Source organism: Comamonas flocculans, assembly GCF_007954405.1.
Lineage (GTDB): Bacteria > Pseudomonadota > Gammaproteobacteria > Burkholderiales > Burkholderiaceae_C > Comamonas_C > Comamonas_C flocculans.
On sequence record NZ_CP042344.1, the window covers coordinates 1,987,362 to 2,004,706 of the forward strand.

Genomic DNA, 17,345 nt, shown 5'->3' on the forward strand with positions numbered 1-17,345 from the left:
ATGGAAAAATACCAAATCTGTAACCACTGCATCATGGATACCTCCGATCCTCGAATCCAGTTCGACGATCAAGGTGTCTGTGAATATTGCAACAACTTCAAAGCCACGATCCAGCCCAGTTGGGACACGGCCACGCAGGGCGCGGCTGCTCTTGCGCGTATGGCAGAACAGATCAAGGCAAATACCCAAGGCAAGAATTTTGATGCCATCATCGGCCTGAGTGGTGGGTTGGACAGTTCTTACGCGGCTTATGTGGCGGTGAAGAAAATGGGCTTGCGCCCCTTGCTGTTCCATGTGGACGCGGGGTGGAATACCGATCAGGCGGTAGGCAACATCGAGAAACTGGTGGACGGCCTGGGTGTGGACTTGTACACCGAGGTGATCAACTGGGAGGAGATGAAAGACCTGCAGGTGGCGTTTTTGAAGTCTGGAATTCCAGATCAGGATATTCCGCAGGATACGGCTTTCTTCTCAGCGCTGTACCAGTTCGCGCGCAAGAATAAGATCAAACATGTAATCACTGGTTCCAACTACTCCACGGAATGCTGTCGTGAGCCGGAGGAGTGGGGGGGCTACCCGGGTATTGATAAAATTTTGATTGATGACATTCATGGTCGTTTTGGAAATCGCCGGCTAACTACCTTTCCGATCAAGGATATTTTGGTATATAAAATTTACTATCAAAAAATCCTCGGAATGAAGGTTCACTACCCGCTGAACCATGTGCCTTATGTAAAGAAGGATGCCGAGGATGAGCTGGAGCGCCTGTTTGGTTGGCAGCGTTTTCAGCACAAACACCATGAATCACGGTTTACCCGGTTTTACGAAGACTATTGGATGCCGCGCAAATTCGGCTACCACAAGCGGCGTGCTCATTTTTCCAGTTTGATCATGACGGGGCAGATGACGCGGGAGGCGGCGCTGGAGCGGATCAGCCGTCCAGAGATGGATGAGCATTTTTTGCAGCAGGAATTTGAATATGTGGCGCACAAACTGGATTTGACAGTGCCCGAGCTGCAAGCCATTTTTGATGCACCCAACAAGACCTTCCACGACTACAAGAACAAGCGCTGGGTGATTGGCCTGGGGGCCAAGGTGTTGAGTGCGCTGGGCCTGGAGAAACGGCTCTTTCGATGATCGCCCTGATTGATTATGGCGTGGGCAACGTGCAGGCGTTTTTGAATATGTTCAAACGCCTGGGAATTGATGCCTGCCGCGCCAACACGCCCGAGGCTTTGCAGCAGGCCAGCCATCTCATCCTGCCCGGTGTGGGGGCGTTTGACCATGCGATGATGCAGCTGCAGCAGTCTGGCCTGCGCCCTGCGCTGGATACCTTGGTGCTGGAACAAAAAATTCCCGTGTTGGGTATTTGCGTGGGAATGCAGATGCTGGCCAGCGGTAGCGATGAGGGGCAGTTGCCGGGGCTGGGCTGGATACCGGGGCGCGTCAAGGCTTTTGCACAGCAACCTGATTCACACCAGTTGCCCATGCCGCATATGGGGTGGAATGATGTGAAATTTCGTGCCGGGCACCCACTGTTTCGTGATTTTGAAGCCGAATCACGGTTTTATTTTCTGCACTCTTATTATTTTGATGCGGTGGACGAAGCCGATGTAGTGGCTACGGCAGAGTACGGCGTTGACTTTGACTGCGTCGTGTCACGGGGCAGTGTATATGGAATTCAATGCCATCCCGAGAAGAGCCATCGTTTCGGTGCGCAGTTTTTGAAAAACTTTGCGGAGCTTTGATCCATGCTGCGCCCTCGTATAATCCCCTGCCTGTTGATTCAACAAGGCGGGCTGGTAAAAACCAGAAAATTCAAAGAACCTAAATATGTGGGTGATCCGATCAACGCTGTCAAGATTTTCAACGAGAAAGAATCTGACGAGTTGATGGTGCTGGATATTGACGCCACAGTACACCAAGCTGAACCCAACTACGCTCTCATTGCCAAGCTGGCGGCCGAGTGTCGGATGCCACTGTGCTATGGCGGTGGCATCACCACGCCCGAGCAGGCGGCGCGCATCATTGGCCTGGGGGTGGAGAAGGTGTCAATCAGCGCTGCGGCGCTGGTCAGACCGGCGCTGCTCACAGAGATGGCAGCCGCCATCGGTCGGCAAAGCGTGGTCGCGGTGCTGGATGTGCGCAAAAAGACCGGGTTTTTCAGCAAGGGCTATGAGGTGTGTACGCACAATGCCCGGCAGGCGCACAAGACAGACCCCATTGAATTGGTGCAGCAATTGCAAGCGGCGGGCGCGGGTGAGATTGTCATTAATTCGATTGACCGTGACGGCGAGATGCAGGGCTACGACCTTGATTTGGCCCGGCAGGTGCGCGGCGTAGTCAAGGTGCCGCTCACTGTCTTGGGTGGGGCGGGTTCCTTGGCACATATCGGTGAATTGTTGAAAACCTGCGGTGTGGTGGGGGCGGCAGCGGGCAGCTTGTTTGTTTTCAAGGGCCCTTACCGCGCGGTGTTGATCAATTACCCCACTGCTGCACAAAAAGATGAACTGTGCCGCGCCGTTTTGGCGGACGCATAAGCGATTGAAGAAAGACCATGTTCAAGAATAAAACCCTGCTTATTACCGGCGGCACCGGCTCCTTCGGCAACGCCGTCCTGAAACGTTTTCTCGACACCGACATCGCCGAGATCCGCATCTTCAGCCGCGATGAGAAAAAGCAGGACGACATGCGCAAGCGTTACAACAACGCCAAGCTCAAGTTCTACATTGGTGATGTGCGCGATGCGCGCAGCATCGAGCAGGCCATGCGCGGGGTGGATTACGTGTTTCACGCAGCGGCGCTCAAGCAGGTGCCGTCGTGTGAGTTTCACCCCATGCAGGCGGTGCGCACCAATGTCCTGGGCACCGAGAATGTGCTGGAGGCGGCGATCCAGGCGGGCGTCAAGCGCGTGGTGTGCCTGAGCACCGACAAGGCGGTCTATCCCATTAATGCCATGGGCATCAGCAAGGCGATGATGGAAAAGGTGATGGTGGCCACCAGCCGCAATCTGGAAGGCACCGGTACGGTGATTTGCGGCACGCGCTATGGCAACGTGATGGCTTCGCGCGGTTCGGTGATTCCGCTGTTTGTGCAGCAGGTGTATGCGGGCCAGCCCATCACGGTGACTGACCCGGCGATGACGCGCTTCATGATGACGCTGGGCGATGCGGTGGACTTGGTGCTGTATGCGTTTGAGCACGGTCGCAATGGCGATATTTTTGTGCAAAAGGCGCCGGCAGCGACGATTGAAACCCTGGCCCATGCGGTGACGGGGCTGATGGGCAAGCCCGACCACCCGGTGCAGGTGATCGGCACGCGCCATGGCGAGAAGCTGTACGAGGCACTGCTCAGCCGCGAAGAGATGGCCTGCGCCGAGGACATGGGCGATTATTTTCGCGTGCCGGCCGATGGCCGGGATTTGAACTACGGCAAGTTTGTCGACCAGGGTGCGCAGCGCCTGACGCAGTCAGCCCATGGCGAGGATTACAACAGCCACAACACCAATCGGTTGGACGAGACCGGGATGCGGCAACTGCTGCTCAAGCTCGATGGGATGCAGCGCATTGCCAAGGGTGAGATGGTGGCGGATGTGGAGGAGCATTGAGCATGCGCGCAGTTCTGATTACCGGCGCTAGCGGCTTTATTGGACAAAACCTACAACTGCACCTGTCTGAGCGCAAGGATGTGCAAGTGCGCTGTTTTACTCGTGCGAATGCGCTGGCAGATTTGCCCGCGTTGCTCGATGGCGTGGACTTTGTCTTTCATCTGGCGGGGGTGAATCGCCCGCAAGACCCGGCGGAATTCAACACGGGCAACGCCGGGCTGACGCAGGTGCTGTGCGATGCGCTGGTACAGACGGCTTCCAGCACTGGGCGCAAAGTCCCGGTGGTTTTTGCCTCGTCCACCCAGGCGGCACAAGACAACCCCTATGGCCGCAGCAAGCGTGCAGCGGAGGAGGCGCTGTTCGATTTGCAGCGTCAGCACGGCGTGCCGGTGCATGTGTTTCGCCTGCCCAATGTGTTTGGCAAGTGGGCGCGGCCCAACTACAACTCGGCCGTCGCCACGTTCTGCCACAACACGGCGCGCGGGCTGCCTATCACCGTTAACGACCCGGCAGCGCCTTTGACGCTGGTGTATGTGGATGACGTAATTGCGCGCTTTGTGCAGTTGCTCGATGGCGCTGATGCCGTCGTGGATGCCGCCGATTTTTCTAGTGTGGCGCCGCAATACAGCACCACGGTGGGTGCGCTGGCAGCGCAGATCCAGGCGTTTGCCGATAGCCGATCCAGCCTGATGACCGAACGCGTGGGTGCCGGGCTGGTGCGGGCGTTGTATTCCACTTACGTGAGCTACCTGCCGGTGGATGCTTTTGCCTACACCGTGCCCCAGCATGGCGACGCACGCGGGGTATTCGTCGAGATGCTGAAAACGCCCGATTGCGGTCAGTTCAGCTACTTCACCGCGCACCCGGGCATCACGCGCGGTGGGCACTACCACCACAGCAAGACCGAGAAGTTCCTGGTCATCAAGGGCCAAGCGCGCTTCAAGTTCCGCCATATGCACACTGGCGAAGCCTATGAGTTGCTGACTAGCGGCGACAAGGCCGAGATCGTCGAAACCGTGCCCGGCTGGACGCACGACATCACCAATATCGGCAGCGATGAGCTGGTGGTGATGCTGTGGGCCAATGAGGTGTTTGACCGGAACAAGCCGGATACTTTTGCCTGCCCGTTGTGAATGAGACTGACGATGAAAAAACTAAAAATCATGACCGTCGTGGGCACCCGCCCCGAAATCATTCGCCTCTCGCGCGTGCTGGCTCGGCTCGATGAGCATTGCGACCATGTGCTGGTACATACCGGGCAAAACTACGATTACGAGTTGAACCAGATTTTTTTTGACGATCTGGGTATTCGCAAGCCTGATTATTTCTTGAATGCTGCTGGCGGCAATGCTGCCGAAACCATAGGCAACATCATTGGCAAGATGGACGGCGTATTGCTGGCCGAGCAGCCCGAGGCGCTGCTGGTGCTGGGCGACACCAATAGCTGCTTGTCGGTCATTCCGGCCAAGCGGCGCAAGATTCCTATCTTCCACATGGAGGCGGGCAACCGTTGCTTTGACCAGCGTGTGCCCGAGGAGACCAACCGCCGCATCGTTGACCACACGGCAGACATCAATCTGACTTACAGCAGCATCGCGCGCGAATATTTGCTGCGCGAGGGTCTGCCGCCCGACCAGGTCATTAAAACCGGCAGTCCCATGTGCGAGGTGCTGGCGCATTACCGCCCGAAGATCGACGCATCCGACGTATTGCGGCGCCTGGGCCTGGAGCCGGGGCAGTTCTTCGTCGTCAGTGCGCACCGCGAGGAAAACATCGACTCCGACAAAAGCTTTGCCAAGCTGGTGCAAGTGCTCAACGCCGTGGCCGAGGGCTATGGCCTGCCGGTCATCGTCAGCACCCATCCGCGTACGCAAAAGCGCGTGGATGCGCTGGGGGTGCAGTTTCATCCGCTGGTGCAGTTGCTCAAGCCGCTGGGGTTTTCTGATTACAACCGGCTGCAACTGGAAAGCCGTGCGGTGCTGTCGGACAGCGGCACGATCAATGAGGAGTCGTCCATCCTCAACTTTCCGGCGCTCAATCTGCGCGAAGCGCACGAACGCCCTGAGGGTATGGAAGAAGCTGCTGTGATGATGGTCGGGCTGGAGGTGGAGCGCGTTCTGCAAGGCTTGGCCATTTTGCAAACCCAGCCACGCGGGTCAGAGCGCCTGCTGCGCCAGGTGGCGGATTACTCCATGCCCAATGTGTCGGAAAAGGTGCTGCGCATTGTTCATAGCTATACCGATTATGTGAATCGGGTGGTGTGGAAGAAATATTGACGCATGGCCATACGTGTTTTGTTGCTCACGCAGTGGTTTGATCCGGAGCCTACGTTCAAAGGTTTGCTTTTTGCACGTGAATTGGTGCAGCAGGGTTTTGAAGTGGAAGTTCTCACTGGATTTCCCAATTACCCTGGGGGTAAGATTTATCCAGGTTACAAAATAAAGTGGCTGCAACGGGAGGTGGTTGACGGCGTACACATCACTCGTGTGCCGCTTTATCCAAATCATGACCAGTCTGCAATCAAGCGGGTGATTAATTACGCTAGTTTTGCAGCGTCATCCTTGTTTTATGGACTGTTCATGGCTAAGCGGGCGAACGTGATTTATGCCTATCACCCGCCGTTGACTGTGGGGGTTACGGCGGGCCTGATCCGGCTGCTGCGGCGTATCCCGGTGGTGTATGACATTCAGGACATGTGGCCCGACACGCTGCGCGCTACTGGTATGTTGAACAACGCCAAGGCTTTGAATGTGGTGGCGATGGTGTGCCGTTGGGTATATCGGCATATGGATCACATCGTGGTGCTCTCGCCAGGCTTTAAGCGCCTGCTGCTGGAGCGCGGTGTGCCCGAGCGCAAGCTGGAGGTGATCTACAACTGGGCGGATGAAGCAGCCTTGTCGGCCCCCAGCAGCCAGGGTGATTTGCCGCTAGCCCTGGCCGACGCAACGCAGTTTCGTATTCTGTTCGCTGGCAATATGGGCAAAGCTCAGGCGCTGGATACCGTACTGGACGCAGCCCGCCTGCTGCAAGAGTGCGGCGCCCCCGTGCGCTGGGTGATGCTGGGCAGCGGCGTGGAGGTGCCACGCCTGAAACAGCGCGCGGCAGACATGGGGTTGCGTAATCTGGTGTTTTTGCCTGCCGTGCCCATGGCCGAGGTAGGGCGCTACCTGGAGGCCGCTGACGCGTTGCTGGTGCATTTGCGCAAAGATCCATTGTTTGAAATCACCATTCCATCTAAGACACAGGCCTATATGGCAGTGGGTAAACCGTTGTTGATGGCGGTTGATGGTGATGCGGCTGATTTGGTTCGCCAGTCGGGCGGCGGAGTAGTGGCTGAGTCGGAAAATGCCCAGGCCTTAGCTGCGGCAGCTGAAACTTTGTCGAAGGCACCGGCCGATGTTTTGGCAAAAATGGGCGGTAACGCAAAACAGTTCTACGCAGAGCATTTGGCCATTGAGGTTGGGGTGCAGAAATTTGGCAAAATTTTTCAGCGCTTGGCGTGTTGATTGTTTATGAAACGTCTCCTCGACTTCACCGTCGCCCTGCTGGGCCTGATCGCCCTGGCCCTGCCCTTGTGCATCCTCATCCTGCTCATCCGCCGCAAGCTTGGCAGCCCAGTGTTTTTCCGCCAAACCCGCCCCGGCTTGCATGGCCGGCCGTTCCAGATGGTCAAGTTCCGCACCATGACGGATGCGCGCGATGCGCAGGGCGCGCTGCTGCCCGACGCCGACCGCCTCACGCTCTTTGGCCGTTTTCTGCGCTCCACCAGCCTGGATGAGCTGCCGGAGCTGTGGAACGTGCTCAAGGGCGACATGAGCCTGGTCGGCCCACGCCCGCTGCTGATGGAATACCTGCCGCTGTACTCGCCCGATCAGGCGCGCCGCCACGCCGTGCGCCCGGGCGTGACCGGTTGGGCGCAGGTCAACGGCCGCAACGCGATCAGCTGGGAGGAAAAGTTTGCGCTCGACGTGTGGTACGTCGATCACCAATCGCTGGCGCTGGATCTGCGCATTCTGTGGCTGACGGTCAAGAAGGTGCTGGTGCGCGAGGGCATCAGTGCTGCCGGCGAGGCGACGATGGGAAAATTCACCGGTAATCGTTAACGCAGCATTCGACACGCAAGGAGCACGCGCCATGGCACTGACTGCAAGCATCCATTACGAGAACGCCAATTTTTTGCGTGAATTGGCAGAGAACCTGCCGCAAGTGCGTCCACAAGGGCATAACACGCAGCAAGTGGCCTTGCTGCAGCGCCTGGCCGATGATGAGCTGGCACAGGCGCAGCACGACGAATGGATCCGCCGCAAGGTGGCCGCCGCCAGGGCGGATAAGCGCCCGAGGATGACGACGCAAGAAGTACGCGCCAGCCTGCAAGCCCAGTTTGAGAAGCTGCGCGATGTACCGCGTTGAATGGAGCGCTTCGGGCCACGACGCTGGGACAGCATGTGCTGTATGAGGTAGATGACGAGCAGTGCGTCTGCACTGTGTGGGTTGTTGTCGGGCAACGCCGGCAGGCTAGGCGTATTCGCTGATCGATGCCCTGGCGCTGCTGCGCAAAGCCGCGCCGCACAGCGATGCCAGCGATCCATGAAAACCACCCTTCCCGTAGGAGCGGCGCCCTCGCCGCGAAGCCCCCCTCGCAGCGTAACGATTCAAGCAAAAACCGCCTGTAACGCTTGCGCAGCAAGCGCGAGCAGCTCTCTTTATCATAGTAAAAAGGACGCCTCCCCATGCCCGCCTCCCAAGACCTGTACGCCGTCTATGGCGCCAGCGGCTGTGGCCGTGGGGTGATGCCGCTGGCGCGCCAGCAGCTGCGCCAGGCCGGCGTGGTGCCGGAGCGCCTGGTGTTTGTCGATGACGGCGCGGGCCTGCCGCCGCTGCTCAACGGCCAGCGCGTGCTGAGCTACGCGCAGTTTCTGGCCGAGCCGGCGCGCCAACGCCATGCTGTGCTGGCGATTGCCGCCAGCACCATCCGCGAGCAATTGGCGCAGCGCTGCGCGCAAGACGGCGTGCAGCCCTGGACGGTGCAGGCGGCCAACGTCGTCACCATGGACGCGGTGGAACTGGGCGCGGGCGCCATCTTGAGCCCCTTCGTCACGCTGACCAGCAATATCCGCATCGGCCGGCATTTCCACGCCAACCTGTATAGCTACGTTGAGCACGATTGCGTGATTGGCGACTTCGTCACCTTCGCCCCGAGCGTGATGTGCAACGGCAACATCGTGGTGGAAGACCACGCCTACATCGGCACCGGCGCCGTCATCAAGCAGGGGCAACCGGGTAAGCCGCTGGTGATCGGGCGCGGCGCGGTGGTCGGCATGGGCGCGGTGGTGACCAAAAGCGTGCCGCCCGGCGCCACGGTGGTCGGCAACCCGGCTAGGGCCATGGGGTGATGGCGACGCGGGGCCATTTGCGGCCGACGGCCTATACTCGGCATATGCCAACGATGCCACTGAAGGATTGCCATGCTTGCTGAGCGCCACGTTCGTCTGTTTCGCAACGGCCGCAACCAGGCGGTGCGCATTCCGCGTGAATTCGAATTCGACGCCGACGAGATCATCATGCGCCGCGAAGAGGGGCGGCTGGTGCTGGAGCCGCTGCCACGGCGCGGGTTGCTGGACACGCTGGCCAGATTGCAACCGCTGAACGATGCGGCACTGGCGGACTGGGATGCGGGCCTGCTCCCCCTGGATGACGTAAGCCTGTGAGCCGCACGCGCTATCTACTGGACACCAACGTCCTGTCCGAGCTGGTACGTCAGCCACAAGGTGTGGTGGCGCGGCAGATCGCGGCTGTGGGCGAAGGTTCAGTGTGCACCTCCATCATCGTTGCTGTTGAATTGCGCTTTGGCGCTGCCAAACGCGGCTTGCCGCAACTGATGCAGCAGGTGGACGCCATCCTGAATGCGCTGGAGGTGTTGCCACTGGAACCGCCTGCGGACGACACCTATGCCCAAGTGCGTTGCAGGCTGGAGCGCACCGGCCGGCCGATCGGGCCCAATGATTTGCTGATTGCCGCCCATGCGTTGGCGCTGGACTGCACCTTGGTGACGGCCAACATGGGCGAGTTCGGGCGCGTGCCCGGGTTGCAGGTAGTCAATTGGCTGGCGCCTGAGGCAAGCGCTTGATGATTTGGTCGCGGTTTTTCATTGTTCTTTATGCTCAGCACCTCCTTTTCCCCCTGGCCCTCCTTCACTGAAGAAGAAGCCGCCGCAGTGCAGCGCGTGCTGCTGTCCAACCGGGTCAACTACTGGACCGGCACGGAATGCCGCGAGTTCGAGGCTGAATTCGCCGCCTGGGCCGGCACGCGCCATGCGGTGGCGCTGGCCAATGGCACGCTGGCGTTGGATGTGGCGCTCAAGGCCTTAGGCATTGGGCCGGGCGATGAGGTGGTGGTGACGCCGCGCACCTTCATCGCCAGCATTTCCTGCGTCGTCAATGCGGGAGCAACGCCGGTGTTCGCCGACGTGCAAGCCGACAGCGGCAACCTCAGCGCCGCCACGATTGCCAAAGTGCTCACCTCCAGAACGCGGGCCGTGATTTGCGTGCATTTGGCCGGGTGGCCCTGCGACATGGATCCCATCATGCGGCTAGCGGAACGGCATGGTTTGAAGATCATCGAGGATTGCGCCCAGGCCCACGGTGCCCGCTACAAGGGCCGCAGCGTGGGCAGCATCGGCCATATCGGAGCCTGGAGCTTTTGCCAGGACAAGATCATGACCACCGGCGGCGAAGGCGGAATGGTGACGACCAATGATGAAGGGCTTTGGCGCGCCATGTGGAGCTTCAAGGACCACGGCAAGAGCTATGCGGCGGTATACGAGCGCAAGCACGCACCCGGCTTTCGATGGCTGCACGAGAGCTTTGGTACCAACTGGCGCATGTTGGAGATGCAGGCGGCGGTGGGGCGCATTCAGCTCACGCGCATGCATGACTGGACGGCGGCGCGCACGCACCATGCCGAGTGCATTTGGCAGGCATGCCGCCAGTTCGCGGCGCTGCGTGTGCCGCCATTGCCTGCAGAGCTGCAGCATGCGCACTACAAATGCTACGTCTACGTACGACCACAGGAGCTGGCGGCGGGCTGGGACCGCGATCGCGTGGTGGCGGAGATCAACGCACTCGGGGTGCCTTGCTATCAAGGGTCTTGTTCCGAGGTTTATCGTGAGAAGGCATTTGATGACACCGGCTGGCGTCCGCTTCAAGCCTTGCCGAACGCGCGTGAACTGGGCGAAACCAGTGTGATGTTCCTGGTGCATCCAACGCTGACGGATGCCGAGATTGAGCTGACCTGTGCAACGATAACCACTGTAATGCAAAGGGCGACGAGGGCGGCATGAGTCTGGATCGGGCGCTGGCTCCGCTTCTGTTTTGGCCCCGCCGTGCCAAACAACTGCTGGTCCTCTTTGTGGACCTTTTGACCGCCCTCGTGGCGGTCTGGTTGGCGTTCTTTCTGCGCCTGGACCAGTTCAGCCTGCCGGTGCAGCAGCAGGCCCTGGTCTATCCAGCGGCATTGCTGTTCGTCCCTGTCTTTATCCGTATGGGCCTGTATCGCGCGGTGTTCCGCTATACCGGTCTGGCGGCCTTGTTGACCATCGCGCTTGCGGTGGCGGTTTACGGCCTGATCTTTTTTGGGCTGTTGCTGTCGATGCAATGGCAGGGCGTGCCGCGCAGCGTGGGTTTGATACAGCCTGTGCTCTTTTTGGTGTTGGCTGGCGGCTGGCGCGTGTTGGCACGGTCTGCCTTGCTCAGCGCGTCTGCTGCGGGCAAACCGGCTTTGCTCAAGGGACGCTTGCTGATTTACGGTGCGGGGGATGCGGGTGCGCAGACGGCGTTCGCGTTGGGGGTGGCGCGCGAATACCAGGTCTGTGGTTTTGTCGATGACGATCCGAACAAGGTGGGCCGCAGCATCAACCGCGTTCCCATCATTGCGCCGGCGGACGTGGCCGGCTTCGTTGCGCGCCACGGTATTGGCGACGTGCTGCTGGCCATTCCTTCGCTGTCGCGTGAGCGGCGGCGCGAGATCATCAAATCTTTGCAGCACTTGCAGGTGCACGTGCGCTCGCTGCCTGGCCTCAAGGACTTGGCCGAAGGCAAGGTGTCGATAACGGACTTTCAAGAACTGGATATCGAAGACCTGCTGGGGCGCACCCCGGTTCCGCCCGACAAGGCCCTGCTGACGGACAGTCTTCTTGGGCGCGTGGTACTGGTGACCGGTGCTGGCGGCAGCATAGGTTCTGAGCTGTGCCGCCAGATCGTGCTGCAGCGCCCTTTGCAGTTGGTGCTGGTTGAACACAACGAGTTCGGGCTGTATTCCATTCACCAAGAGCTGCTTGCGCTGTGCCGCAAGCACGGGCTGGACGTGGTGCTGATGCCGGAGCTGGCCAGCATTCGCAGCCTGCGCCGCCTGCGCGCGGTATTTGCCCTGTACCGGCCGCAGGTGGTCTACCACGCGGCCGCATACAAGCATGTGCCTCTGGTGCAGGGCAACCCGGCCGAGGGCATTTTGAACAACGTATTCGGTACCTTGAACCTGGCGCGTGCGGCCCTGGAGGTGGGGGCGGCGCAGTGCGTGCTGATCTCCACCGACAAGGCGGTACGCCCGACCAACGTGATGGGCGCAAGCAAGCGTGTGGCAGAGATGGTGTTGCAGGCGCTCGCCGACATCAGGATGGTGGATTTCAGCGCGGTGGACGACAGAGCCGCGCCGCCGCCGGTGGCCAACCATACCCGGATTGCCATGGTGCGTTTTGGCAATGTGCTGGGCAGCAGCGGCAGCGTGGTGCCGCTGTTTCGCCGCCAGCTGCGCGAAGGCGGCCCGCTGACGGTGACCCATGCGGAGGTGACGCGGTACTTCATGACCATCCCTGAAGCGGCGCAATTGGTGTTGCAGGCCGGCGCCATGGGCAAGGAAGGTGAGGTCTTCGTGCTGGACATGGGCGAGCCGGTGAAGATCATGGACCTGGCCCGGCGCATGGTCATGCTTTCGGGCATGACGGTGCGCGATGAGGCCCACCCCGCGGGAGACATCGCCATCCAGATCGTGGGGCTGCGCCCGGGTGAGAAGCTCTATGAAGAGCTCTTGATAGGTGACAACCCCGAGTCCACCAGCCACCCGCGCATCATGAAGGCCCATGAGGCCTTTCTGCCGTGGGATGAACTGGTGCCGGTGCTTGTACGCTTGCGCAGCGCGGCAGTCTCGGGCAATGCCGAAGTCATCCATGCGCTGCTGGGGCAGCTCGTCAGCGGCTACCGCCATTGAGCGGCAGGCGGCCCGGCGCGACACGCCGGCGTAGCACTTGTGCGCCACAATCAGGGAACGTTTTGGCTTCCTGGATCGCAGATTCCCATGAATGCACCGCTACCCATCCAACCGCGCGACAAGGCCGAAATTCTGGCCCAGGCGCTGCCCTACATCCGGCAGTTCCACGGCAAGACGCTGGTGATCAAGTACGGCGGCAACGCCATGACCGACCCGGCGCTGCAACAGGATTTTGCCGAGGACGTGGTGCTGCTCAAGCTCGTGGGCATGAACCCGGTGGTGGTGCACGGCGGCGGGCCGCAAATCGAGGCGGCCTTGAAGCGCCTGGGCAAGCAGGGCCGCTTCATCCAGGGCATGCGCGTGACGGACGCCGAGACCATGGAGGTGGTCGAGTGGGTGCTGGCGGGCGAGGTGCAGCAGGACATCGTGGGCCTGATCAACCAGGTGGGCGGCAAGGCCGTGGGCCTGACGGGGCGTGACGGCGGCCTGATCCGCGCGCGCAAGCTCAAGCTGCTGGACCACAAGGACCCGAGCGTGGAGCACGACGTGGGGCAGGTGGGCGAGATCGTGGCGGTGGACTGCAGCGTGGTCCAGGCGCTGCAGGACGATGCCTTCATCCCGGTAGTCAGCCCGATCGGCTTCGGCGCGGACAACGAGAGCTACAACATCAACGCCGACGTGGTGGCGAGCCGCCTGGCGACGGAGCTGCAGGCGGAAAAGCTGCTGCTGCTGACCAACATCCCCGGTGTGCTGGACAAGGCCGGCCAGCTGCTGCCCGAGCTGACGGCGGCGCAGATCGACGCGCTGATCCAGGACGGCACCATCTCCGGCGGCATGCTGCCCAAGCTGGCCGGCGCCATCGAGGCGGCCAAGGCGGGGGTGAATGCGGTGCACATCGTCGACGGGCGCGTGCCGCATGCGATGCTGCTGGAGGTTCTGACCGACCAGGCCTACGGGACGATGATCCGGGGCTAGCATGAGCGCGGTGCCCGGCTCTGGCGTGCCGAGCGACCTGCTCGAGTCGCTGCGTGCGGTGCTGCGCGGTTTTCCCTCGGTGCGCCTGGCGGTGTTGTTTGACTCCACGGCGCAAGGTCGTGCGCGCGCTGACAGCGACCTGGATTTGGCGGTGGATGCCGGGCGGGCGCTCACCGCTGCGCAGCGGCTGCAATTGGTACGGGCGCTGGCGCAAAAGACGGGGCGCGCCGTGGATCTGGTCGATCTGACCGACGTCGGCGTGCCGCTCCTGGGCCAGATCGCGCGGCATGGAAAACGCGTGGTCGGCAGTTCGGCGGATTTTGGGCGCTTGATTCACCGCAGCTTGATCGAAGAAGCGGATTTCATGCCGCTGCGCCAGCGCATGCTGGACGAAAGGCGGAGGGCATGGATAGGCAGGTGATGGATCAGAAGCTCGAATCGCTGCGCCGCTGTGTGCGGCGCATCGAGCAGAAGTGTCCGCCGCAGCCGCAGACGCTCGCGGACGATCCGGATTTGCAGGACATCCTGTCGTTGAACTTGACTCGGGCGGTGCAGCTGGCGGTGGATATGGGCGCGCACATCATTGCCGGGCTGGAAGTGCCCGCGCCGGGCACCATGGGCCAGACCTTTGACGTGCTGGCCGAGCAGGGTGTGCTCGATGGCGCCCTGGCAGCGCAACTGAAGAAGGCCGTGGGTTTTCGCAACATTGCGGTGCACAACTAAGACGCCATCAACTGGGACATGGTGCACGTGCTGGCACAAGACCACGTGTCTGACTTTGCGCGCTTTGCCGCGGCGGTGGTGGCGTGGATGCAGACGCATTCTTCCTGACGGGGCATCCGCCGGTGCTTGACGAAACGGGCCGGTGTGCAGAAAATAGCACGACCGTTCGTTTTATTCCATGCCCGTCTCTCTCATTTCCTCCCATTCCGGCGCCCGTCGCTCCGGCGGTGCGCGCGCGGCGCACAAGGGCCAGCAGACCAAGGCGGCCATCGTCGATGCCGCCCTGCAGCTGGCCACGCAGGTGGGGCTGGAGGGCTTGTCCATAGGCGCGGTGGCCGAGGCCACGGGCATGAGCAAGTCGGGCGTGTTCGCGCATTTCGGCTCGCGCGAAGAGCTGCAGATCTCGGTCATCCATGAATACCACCAGCGCTTCGAGCAGGAGGTGTTCCAGCCGGCGATGGCCTTGGCGCGCGGGCTGCCGCGCCTCAAGGCCTTGTTCGACCACTGGATGCAGCGCACTTCGGTGGAGATCGATTCGGGCTGCATCTACATCAGCGGCGCGGCCGAGTTCGACGACCGGCCCGGCCCGGTGCGCGACGCGCTGGCCGAGTCGGTGCGCATCTGGCTCGCGGCCATGCGCCGCGCCATCGTGCAGTGCCGCGAGTGCGGCCAGCTGCGCGCCGATGCGGACGAGGCGCAGATGCTCTTCGGCATCCACGGCCTGATTCTTGCCTCGCACTACGAGGCGCGTTTCCTCAAGCTGCCCGGCGCGATCGAGCGCGCGCACCGGGGTTTCGACAACATCCTGGCGCGCTACGCCCTGCCCGAACCGGCGTGAGCGGGCCTGCGCCAGTCCCACCCTTTTTTCCGTTTCACCCTTCCACAGCCCAGGAGAGCTCACATGCCCACTTACACACCGCCGCTGCGCGACATGCAGTTCGTGATGCACGAGGTGTTTCACCTCACCGACGAATTCAAGGCCATGCCGCGCTATGCCGAGGTGGACGTGGATACGGTGAATGCGGTGCTGCAAGAGGCCGGCAGGTTTGCCGCCGAGGTGACCTTCCCGCTGAACATCAGCGGCGACACCGAGGGCTGCCAGCTCGACACCGCGACGCATGAGGTGACCACGCCCAAGGGCTTCAAGGAAGCCTACGGCAAATACGTGGAAGGCGGCTGGGCGGCGCTGTCGTGCGACCCCGAGTTCGGCGGCCAGGGCCTGCCGTTCGCGCTCAACCAGTGCCTGTATGAAATGCTCAACAGCGCCAACCAGGCCTGGACCATGTACCCGGGCCTGTCGCACGGCGCCTACGAGGCGCTGGTGGCGCACGGCACCGACGAGCAGAAGAAGACCTACCTGCCCAAGCTGACCAGCGGCGAGTGGACCGGCACCATGTGCCTGACCGAGCCGCACTGCGGCACCGACCTGGGCCTGCTGCGCACCAAGGCCGAGCCCGTCGGCGACGGTACCTACAGGATCACCGGCAACAAGATCTTCATCAGCGCGGGCGAGCACGGCTTCACCGACAACATCGTGCACCTGGTGCTGGCGCGCCTGCCCGATGCGCCCAAGGGCAGCAAGGGCATCAGCCTGTTCGTCGTGCCCAAGTTCAAGGTGAGCGCCGATGGCTCCCTGGGCGAGCGCAACCCCATCTTCTGCACCGCGCTGGAGCACAAGATGGGCATCCACGGCAACGCCACCTGCGCGCTGGCGCTCGATGGTGCCGTGGGCACGCTGGTGGGCGAGCCCCACAAGGGGCTGGCGGCGATGTTCGTGATGATGAACGCGGCGCGCCTGGGCGTGGGCAACCAGTCGCTGGGCCTGACCGAGGTGGCCTTCCAGAACGCGCTGGCCTACGCCAAGGAGCGGCTGCAGATGCGGTCGCTCTCCGGCAAGAAGGCCAAGGACAAGGAGGCCGACCCCATCATCGTGCACCCCGACGTGCGCAAGATGCTGCTCACCGCCCGGGCCTACGCGGACGGGGCCCGTGCGCTGCAGGTGCTGTGCTCGCTGCTGGTGGACAAGGCGCACCACCATCCCGACGAGAAGGTGCGCAAGGACAGCGACCAGCTGGTGGCGCTGCTCACGCCCATCGTCAAGGCCTTCGTGACCGACAACGGCTTTGCCGCGACCAATGCCTGCATGCAGGTCTTCGGCGGCCACGGCTACATCAAGGAATGGGGCATGGAGCAGTTCGTGCGCGACGCCCGCATCAACATGATCTACGAGGGCACGAACACGGTGCAGTCGCTCGATCTGCTGGGCCGCAAGGTGCTGGGCGACCAGGGGGCGGCGCTCAAGAAACTGGGCAAGCTGGTCGGCCAGCTGGTGCAGGAAGAGGGCGTGAACGAGGCCATGGCCGAGTTCATCAACCCGATCGCGCTGCTGGGCGAGCAGATGACCAAGTTCACCACCGAGATTGGCTTCAAGGGCTTCCAGAACCCCGACGAGGTGGGCGCGGCCGCGGTGGACTACCTGCGCGTGGCCGGCCACCTGGTGTTCGGCTACCTGTTCGCCCGCATGGCCCAGGTGGCGCTGCGCAAGATTGCCGAAGGCAGCACCGACCCCTTCTACACCGCCAAGCTGCAGACGGCGCGCTTTTACTTTGCCAAGCTGTTCCCCGAGATTCACTCGCTGATGCGTACCGCGCGGGCGGGCAGCAAGAGCCTGATGGATACCGACGCGGTGCTGGCTTGAGCGCCTTGGCTCCCTCCCCCTCTGGGGGAGGGCAGGGGTAGGGGCCAGCGGCGCTGACTGAGCACAAAAGCCCCCATCCCC

19 protein-coding genes are annotated in these 17,345 nt (G+C 61.7%); all 19 read left to right on the forward strand.

Annotation, left to right across the window (positions count from 1 at the left end; translation table 11 throughout):
- The 19 genes from FOZ74_RS09605 (at nucleotide 1) to FOZ74_RS09695 (ending at nucleotide 17,264) form a co-directional block, all read left to right on the forward strand.
- Nucleotides 1-1,137: an N-acetyl sugar amidotransferase gene (locus FOZ74_RS09605; protein ID WP_146912856.1), complete on the forward strand. Its 1,137-nt coding sequence runs from the start codon at nucleotides 1-3 to the stop codon at nucleotides 1,135-1,137.
- Nucleotides 1,134-1,748, forward strand: a complete 615-nt coding sequence (gene hisH / locus FOZ74_RS09610; RefSeq protein WP_146912857.1) for an imidazole glycerol phosphate synthase subunit HisH — start codon at nucleotides 1,134-1,136, stop codon at nucleotides 1,746-1,748. The genes FOZ74_RS09605 and hisH overlap by 4 nt, the downstream gene beginning before the upstream one ends.
- 3 nt (nucleotides 1,749-1,751) lie before the next feature.
- Nucleotides 1,752-2,540 carry an AglZ/HisF2 family acetamidino modification protein gene (locus FOZ74_RS09615; RefSeq protein ID WP_146912858.1) on the forward strand — a complete coding sequence of 263 codons (789 nt, stop codon included), beginning with the start codon at nucleotides 1,752-1,754 and terminating at the stop codon, nucleotides 2,538-2,540.
- Nucleotides 2,541-2,557: 17 nt separating this feature from the next.
- Nucleotides 2,558-3,607: a polysaccharide biosynthesis protein gene (locus FOZ74_RS09620; RefSeq protein ID WP_146912859.1), complete on the forward strand. Its 1,050-nt coding sequence runs from the start codon at nucleotides 2,558-2,560 to the stop codon at nucleotides 3,605-3,607.
- A 2-nt stretch (nucleotides 3,608-3,609) separates the two neighbouring features.
- Nucleotides 3,610-4,740, forward strand: a complete 1,131-nt coding sequence (wbjC, locus tag FOZ74_RS09625) for a UDP-2-acetamido-2,6-beta-L-arabino-hexul-4-ose reductase (protein ID WP_146912860.1) — start codon at nucleotides 3,610-3,612, stop codon at nucleotides 4,738-4,740.
- 12 nt (nucleotides 4,741-4,752) lie between these two features.
- Nucleotides 4,753-5,883 carry a non-hydrolyzing UDP-N-acetylglucosamine 2-epimerase gene (wecB, locus tag FOZ74_RS09630; protein ID WP_146912861.1) on the forward strand — a complete coding sequence of 377 codons (1,131 nt, stop codon included), beginning with the start codon at nucleotides 4,753-4,755 and terminating at the stop codon, nucleotides 5,881-5,883.
- A 3-nt stretch (nucleotides 5,884-5,886) separates the two neighbouring features.
- Nucleotides 5,887-7,113, forward strand: a complete 1,227-nt coding sequence (locus tag FOZ74_RS09635) for a glycosyltransferase family 4 protein (protein ID WP_146912862.1) — start codon at nucleotides 5,887-5,889, stop codon at nucleotides 7,111-7,113.
- 6 nt (nucleotides 7,114-7,119) lie between these two features.
- Nucleotides 7,120-7,710, forward strand: a complete 591-nt coding sequence (locus tag FOZ74_RS09640) for a sugar transferase (protein ID WP_146912863.1) — start codon at nucleotides 7,120-7,122, stop codon at nucleotides 7,708-7,710.
- 31 nt (nucleotides 7,711-7,741) lie between these two features.
- Nucleotides 7,742-8,017, forward strand: coding sequence for a plasmid stabilization protein (locus FOZ74_RS09645; protein WP_222434165.1), 276 nt, complete (start codon nucleotides 7,742-7,744; stop codon nucleotides 8,015-8,017).
- Nucleotides 8,018-8,337: 320 nt separating this feature from the next.
- A complete protein-coding gene (locus FOZ74_RS09650) occupies nucleotides 8,338-9,000 on the forward strand; it encodes a NeuD/PglB/VioB family sugar acetyltransferase (protein ID WP_146912864.1) in 663 nt (220 codons plus the stop codon).
- A gap of 72 nt (nucleotides 9,001-9,072) precedes the next feature.
- A complete protein-coding gene (locus tag FOZ74_RS09655; protein ID WP_146912865.1) occupies nucleotides 9,073-9,315 on the forward strand; it encodes an antitoxin in 243 nt (80 codons plus the stop codon).
- Complete coding sequence (locus FOZ74_RS09660) at nucleotides 9,312-9,734, forward strand: type II toxin-antitoxin system VapC family toxin (RefSeq protein WP_146912866.1); 423 nt, start codon at nucleotides 9,312-9,314, stop codon at nucleotides 9,732-9,734. Before FOZ74_RS09655 ends, FOZ74_RS09660 begins: the two co-directional genes overlap by 4 nt.
- 30 nt (nucleotides 9,735-9,764) lie before the next feature.
- Nucleotides 9,765-10,946, forward strand: coding sequence for a DegT/DnrJ/EryC1/StrS family aminotransferase (locus FOZ74_RS09665; RefSeq protein ID WP_146912867.1), 1,182 nt, complete (start codon nucleotides 9,765-9,767; stop codon nucleotides 10,944-10,946).
- Nucleotides 10,943-12,868 (forward strand): polysaccharide biosynthesis protein, encoded by a 1,926-nt coding sequence (locus FOZ74_RS09670; RefSeq protein ID WP_146912868.1) that lies wholly within the window; start codon nucleotides 10,943-10,945, stop codon nucleotides 12,866-12,868. Before FOZ74_RS09665 ends, FOZ74_RS09670 begins: the two co-directional genes overlap by 4 nt.
- Before the next feature lie 87 nt (nucleotides 12,869-12,955).
- Nucleotides 12,956-13,843, forward strand: a complete 888-nt coding sequence (gene argB, locus FOZ74_RS09675; protein WP_146912869.1) for an acetylglutamate kinase — start codon at nucleotides 12,956-12,958, stop codon at nucleotides 13,841-13,843.
- A gap of 1 nt (nucleotide 13,844) precedes the next feature.
- A complete protein-coding gene (gene mntA, locus FOZ74_RS09680; protein ID WP_186764570.1) occupies nucleotides 13,845-14,264 on the forward strand; it encodes a type VII toxin-antitoxin system MntA family adenylyltransferase antitoxin in 420 nt (139 codons plus the stop codon).
- Complete coding sequence (gene hepT / locus FOZ74_RS09685) at nucleotides 14,264-14,566, forward strand: type VII toxin-antitoxin system HepT family RNase toxin (protein WP_222434166.1); 303 nt, start codon at nucleotides 14,264-14,266, stop codon at nucleotides 14,564-14,566. The genes mntA and hepT overlap by 1 nt, the downstream gene beginning before the upstream one ends.
- 178 nt (nucleotides 14,567-14,744) lie before the next feature.
- Nucleotides 14,745-15,404, forward strand: coding sequence for a TetR/AcrR family transcriptional regulator (locus FOZ74_RS09690; protein WP_146912870.1), 660 nt, complete (start codon nucleotides 14,745-14,747; stop codon nucleotides 15,402-15,404).
- Nucleotides 15,405-15,467: 63 nt separating this feature from the next.
- Nucleotides 15,468-17,264, forward strand: coding sequence for an acyl-CoA dehydrogenase C-terminal domain-containing protein (locus FOZ74_RS09695; RefSeq protein ID WP_146912871.1), 1,797 nt, complete (start codon nucleotides 15,468-15,470; stop codon nucleotides 17,262-17,264).
- Nucleotides 17,265-17,345: the final 81 nt, after the last annotated feature.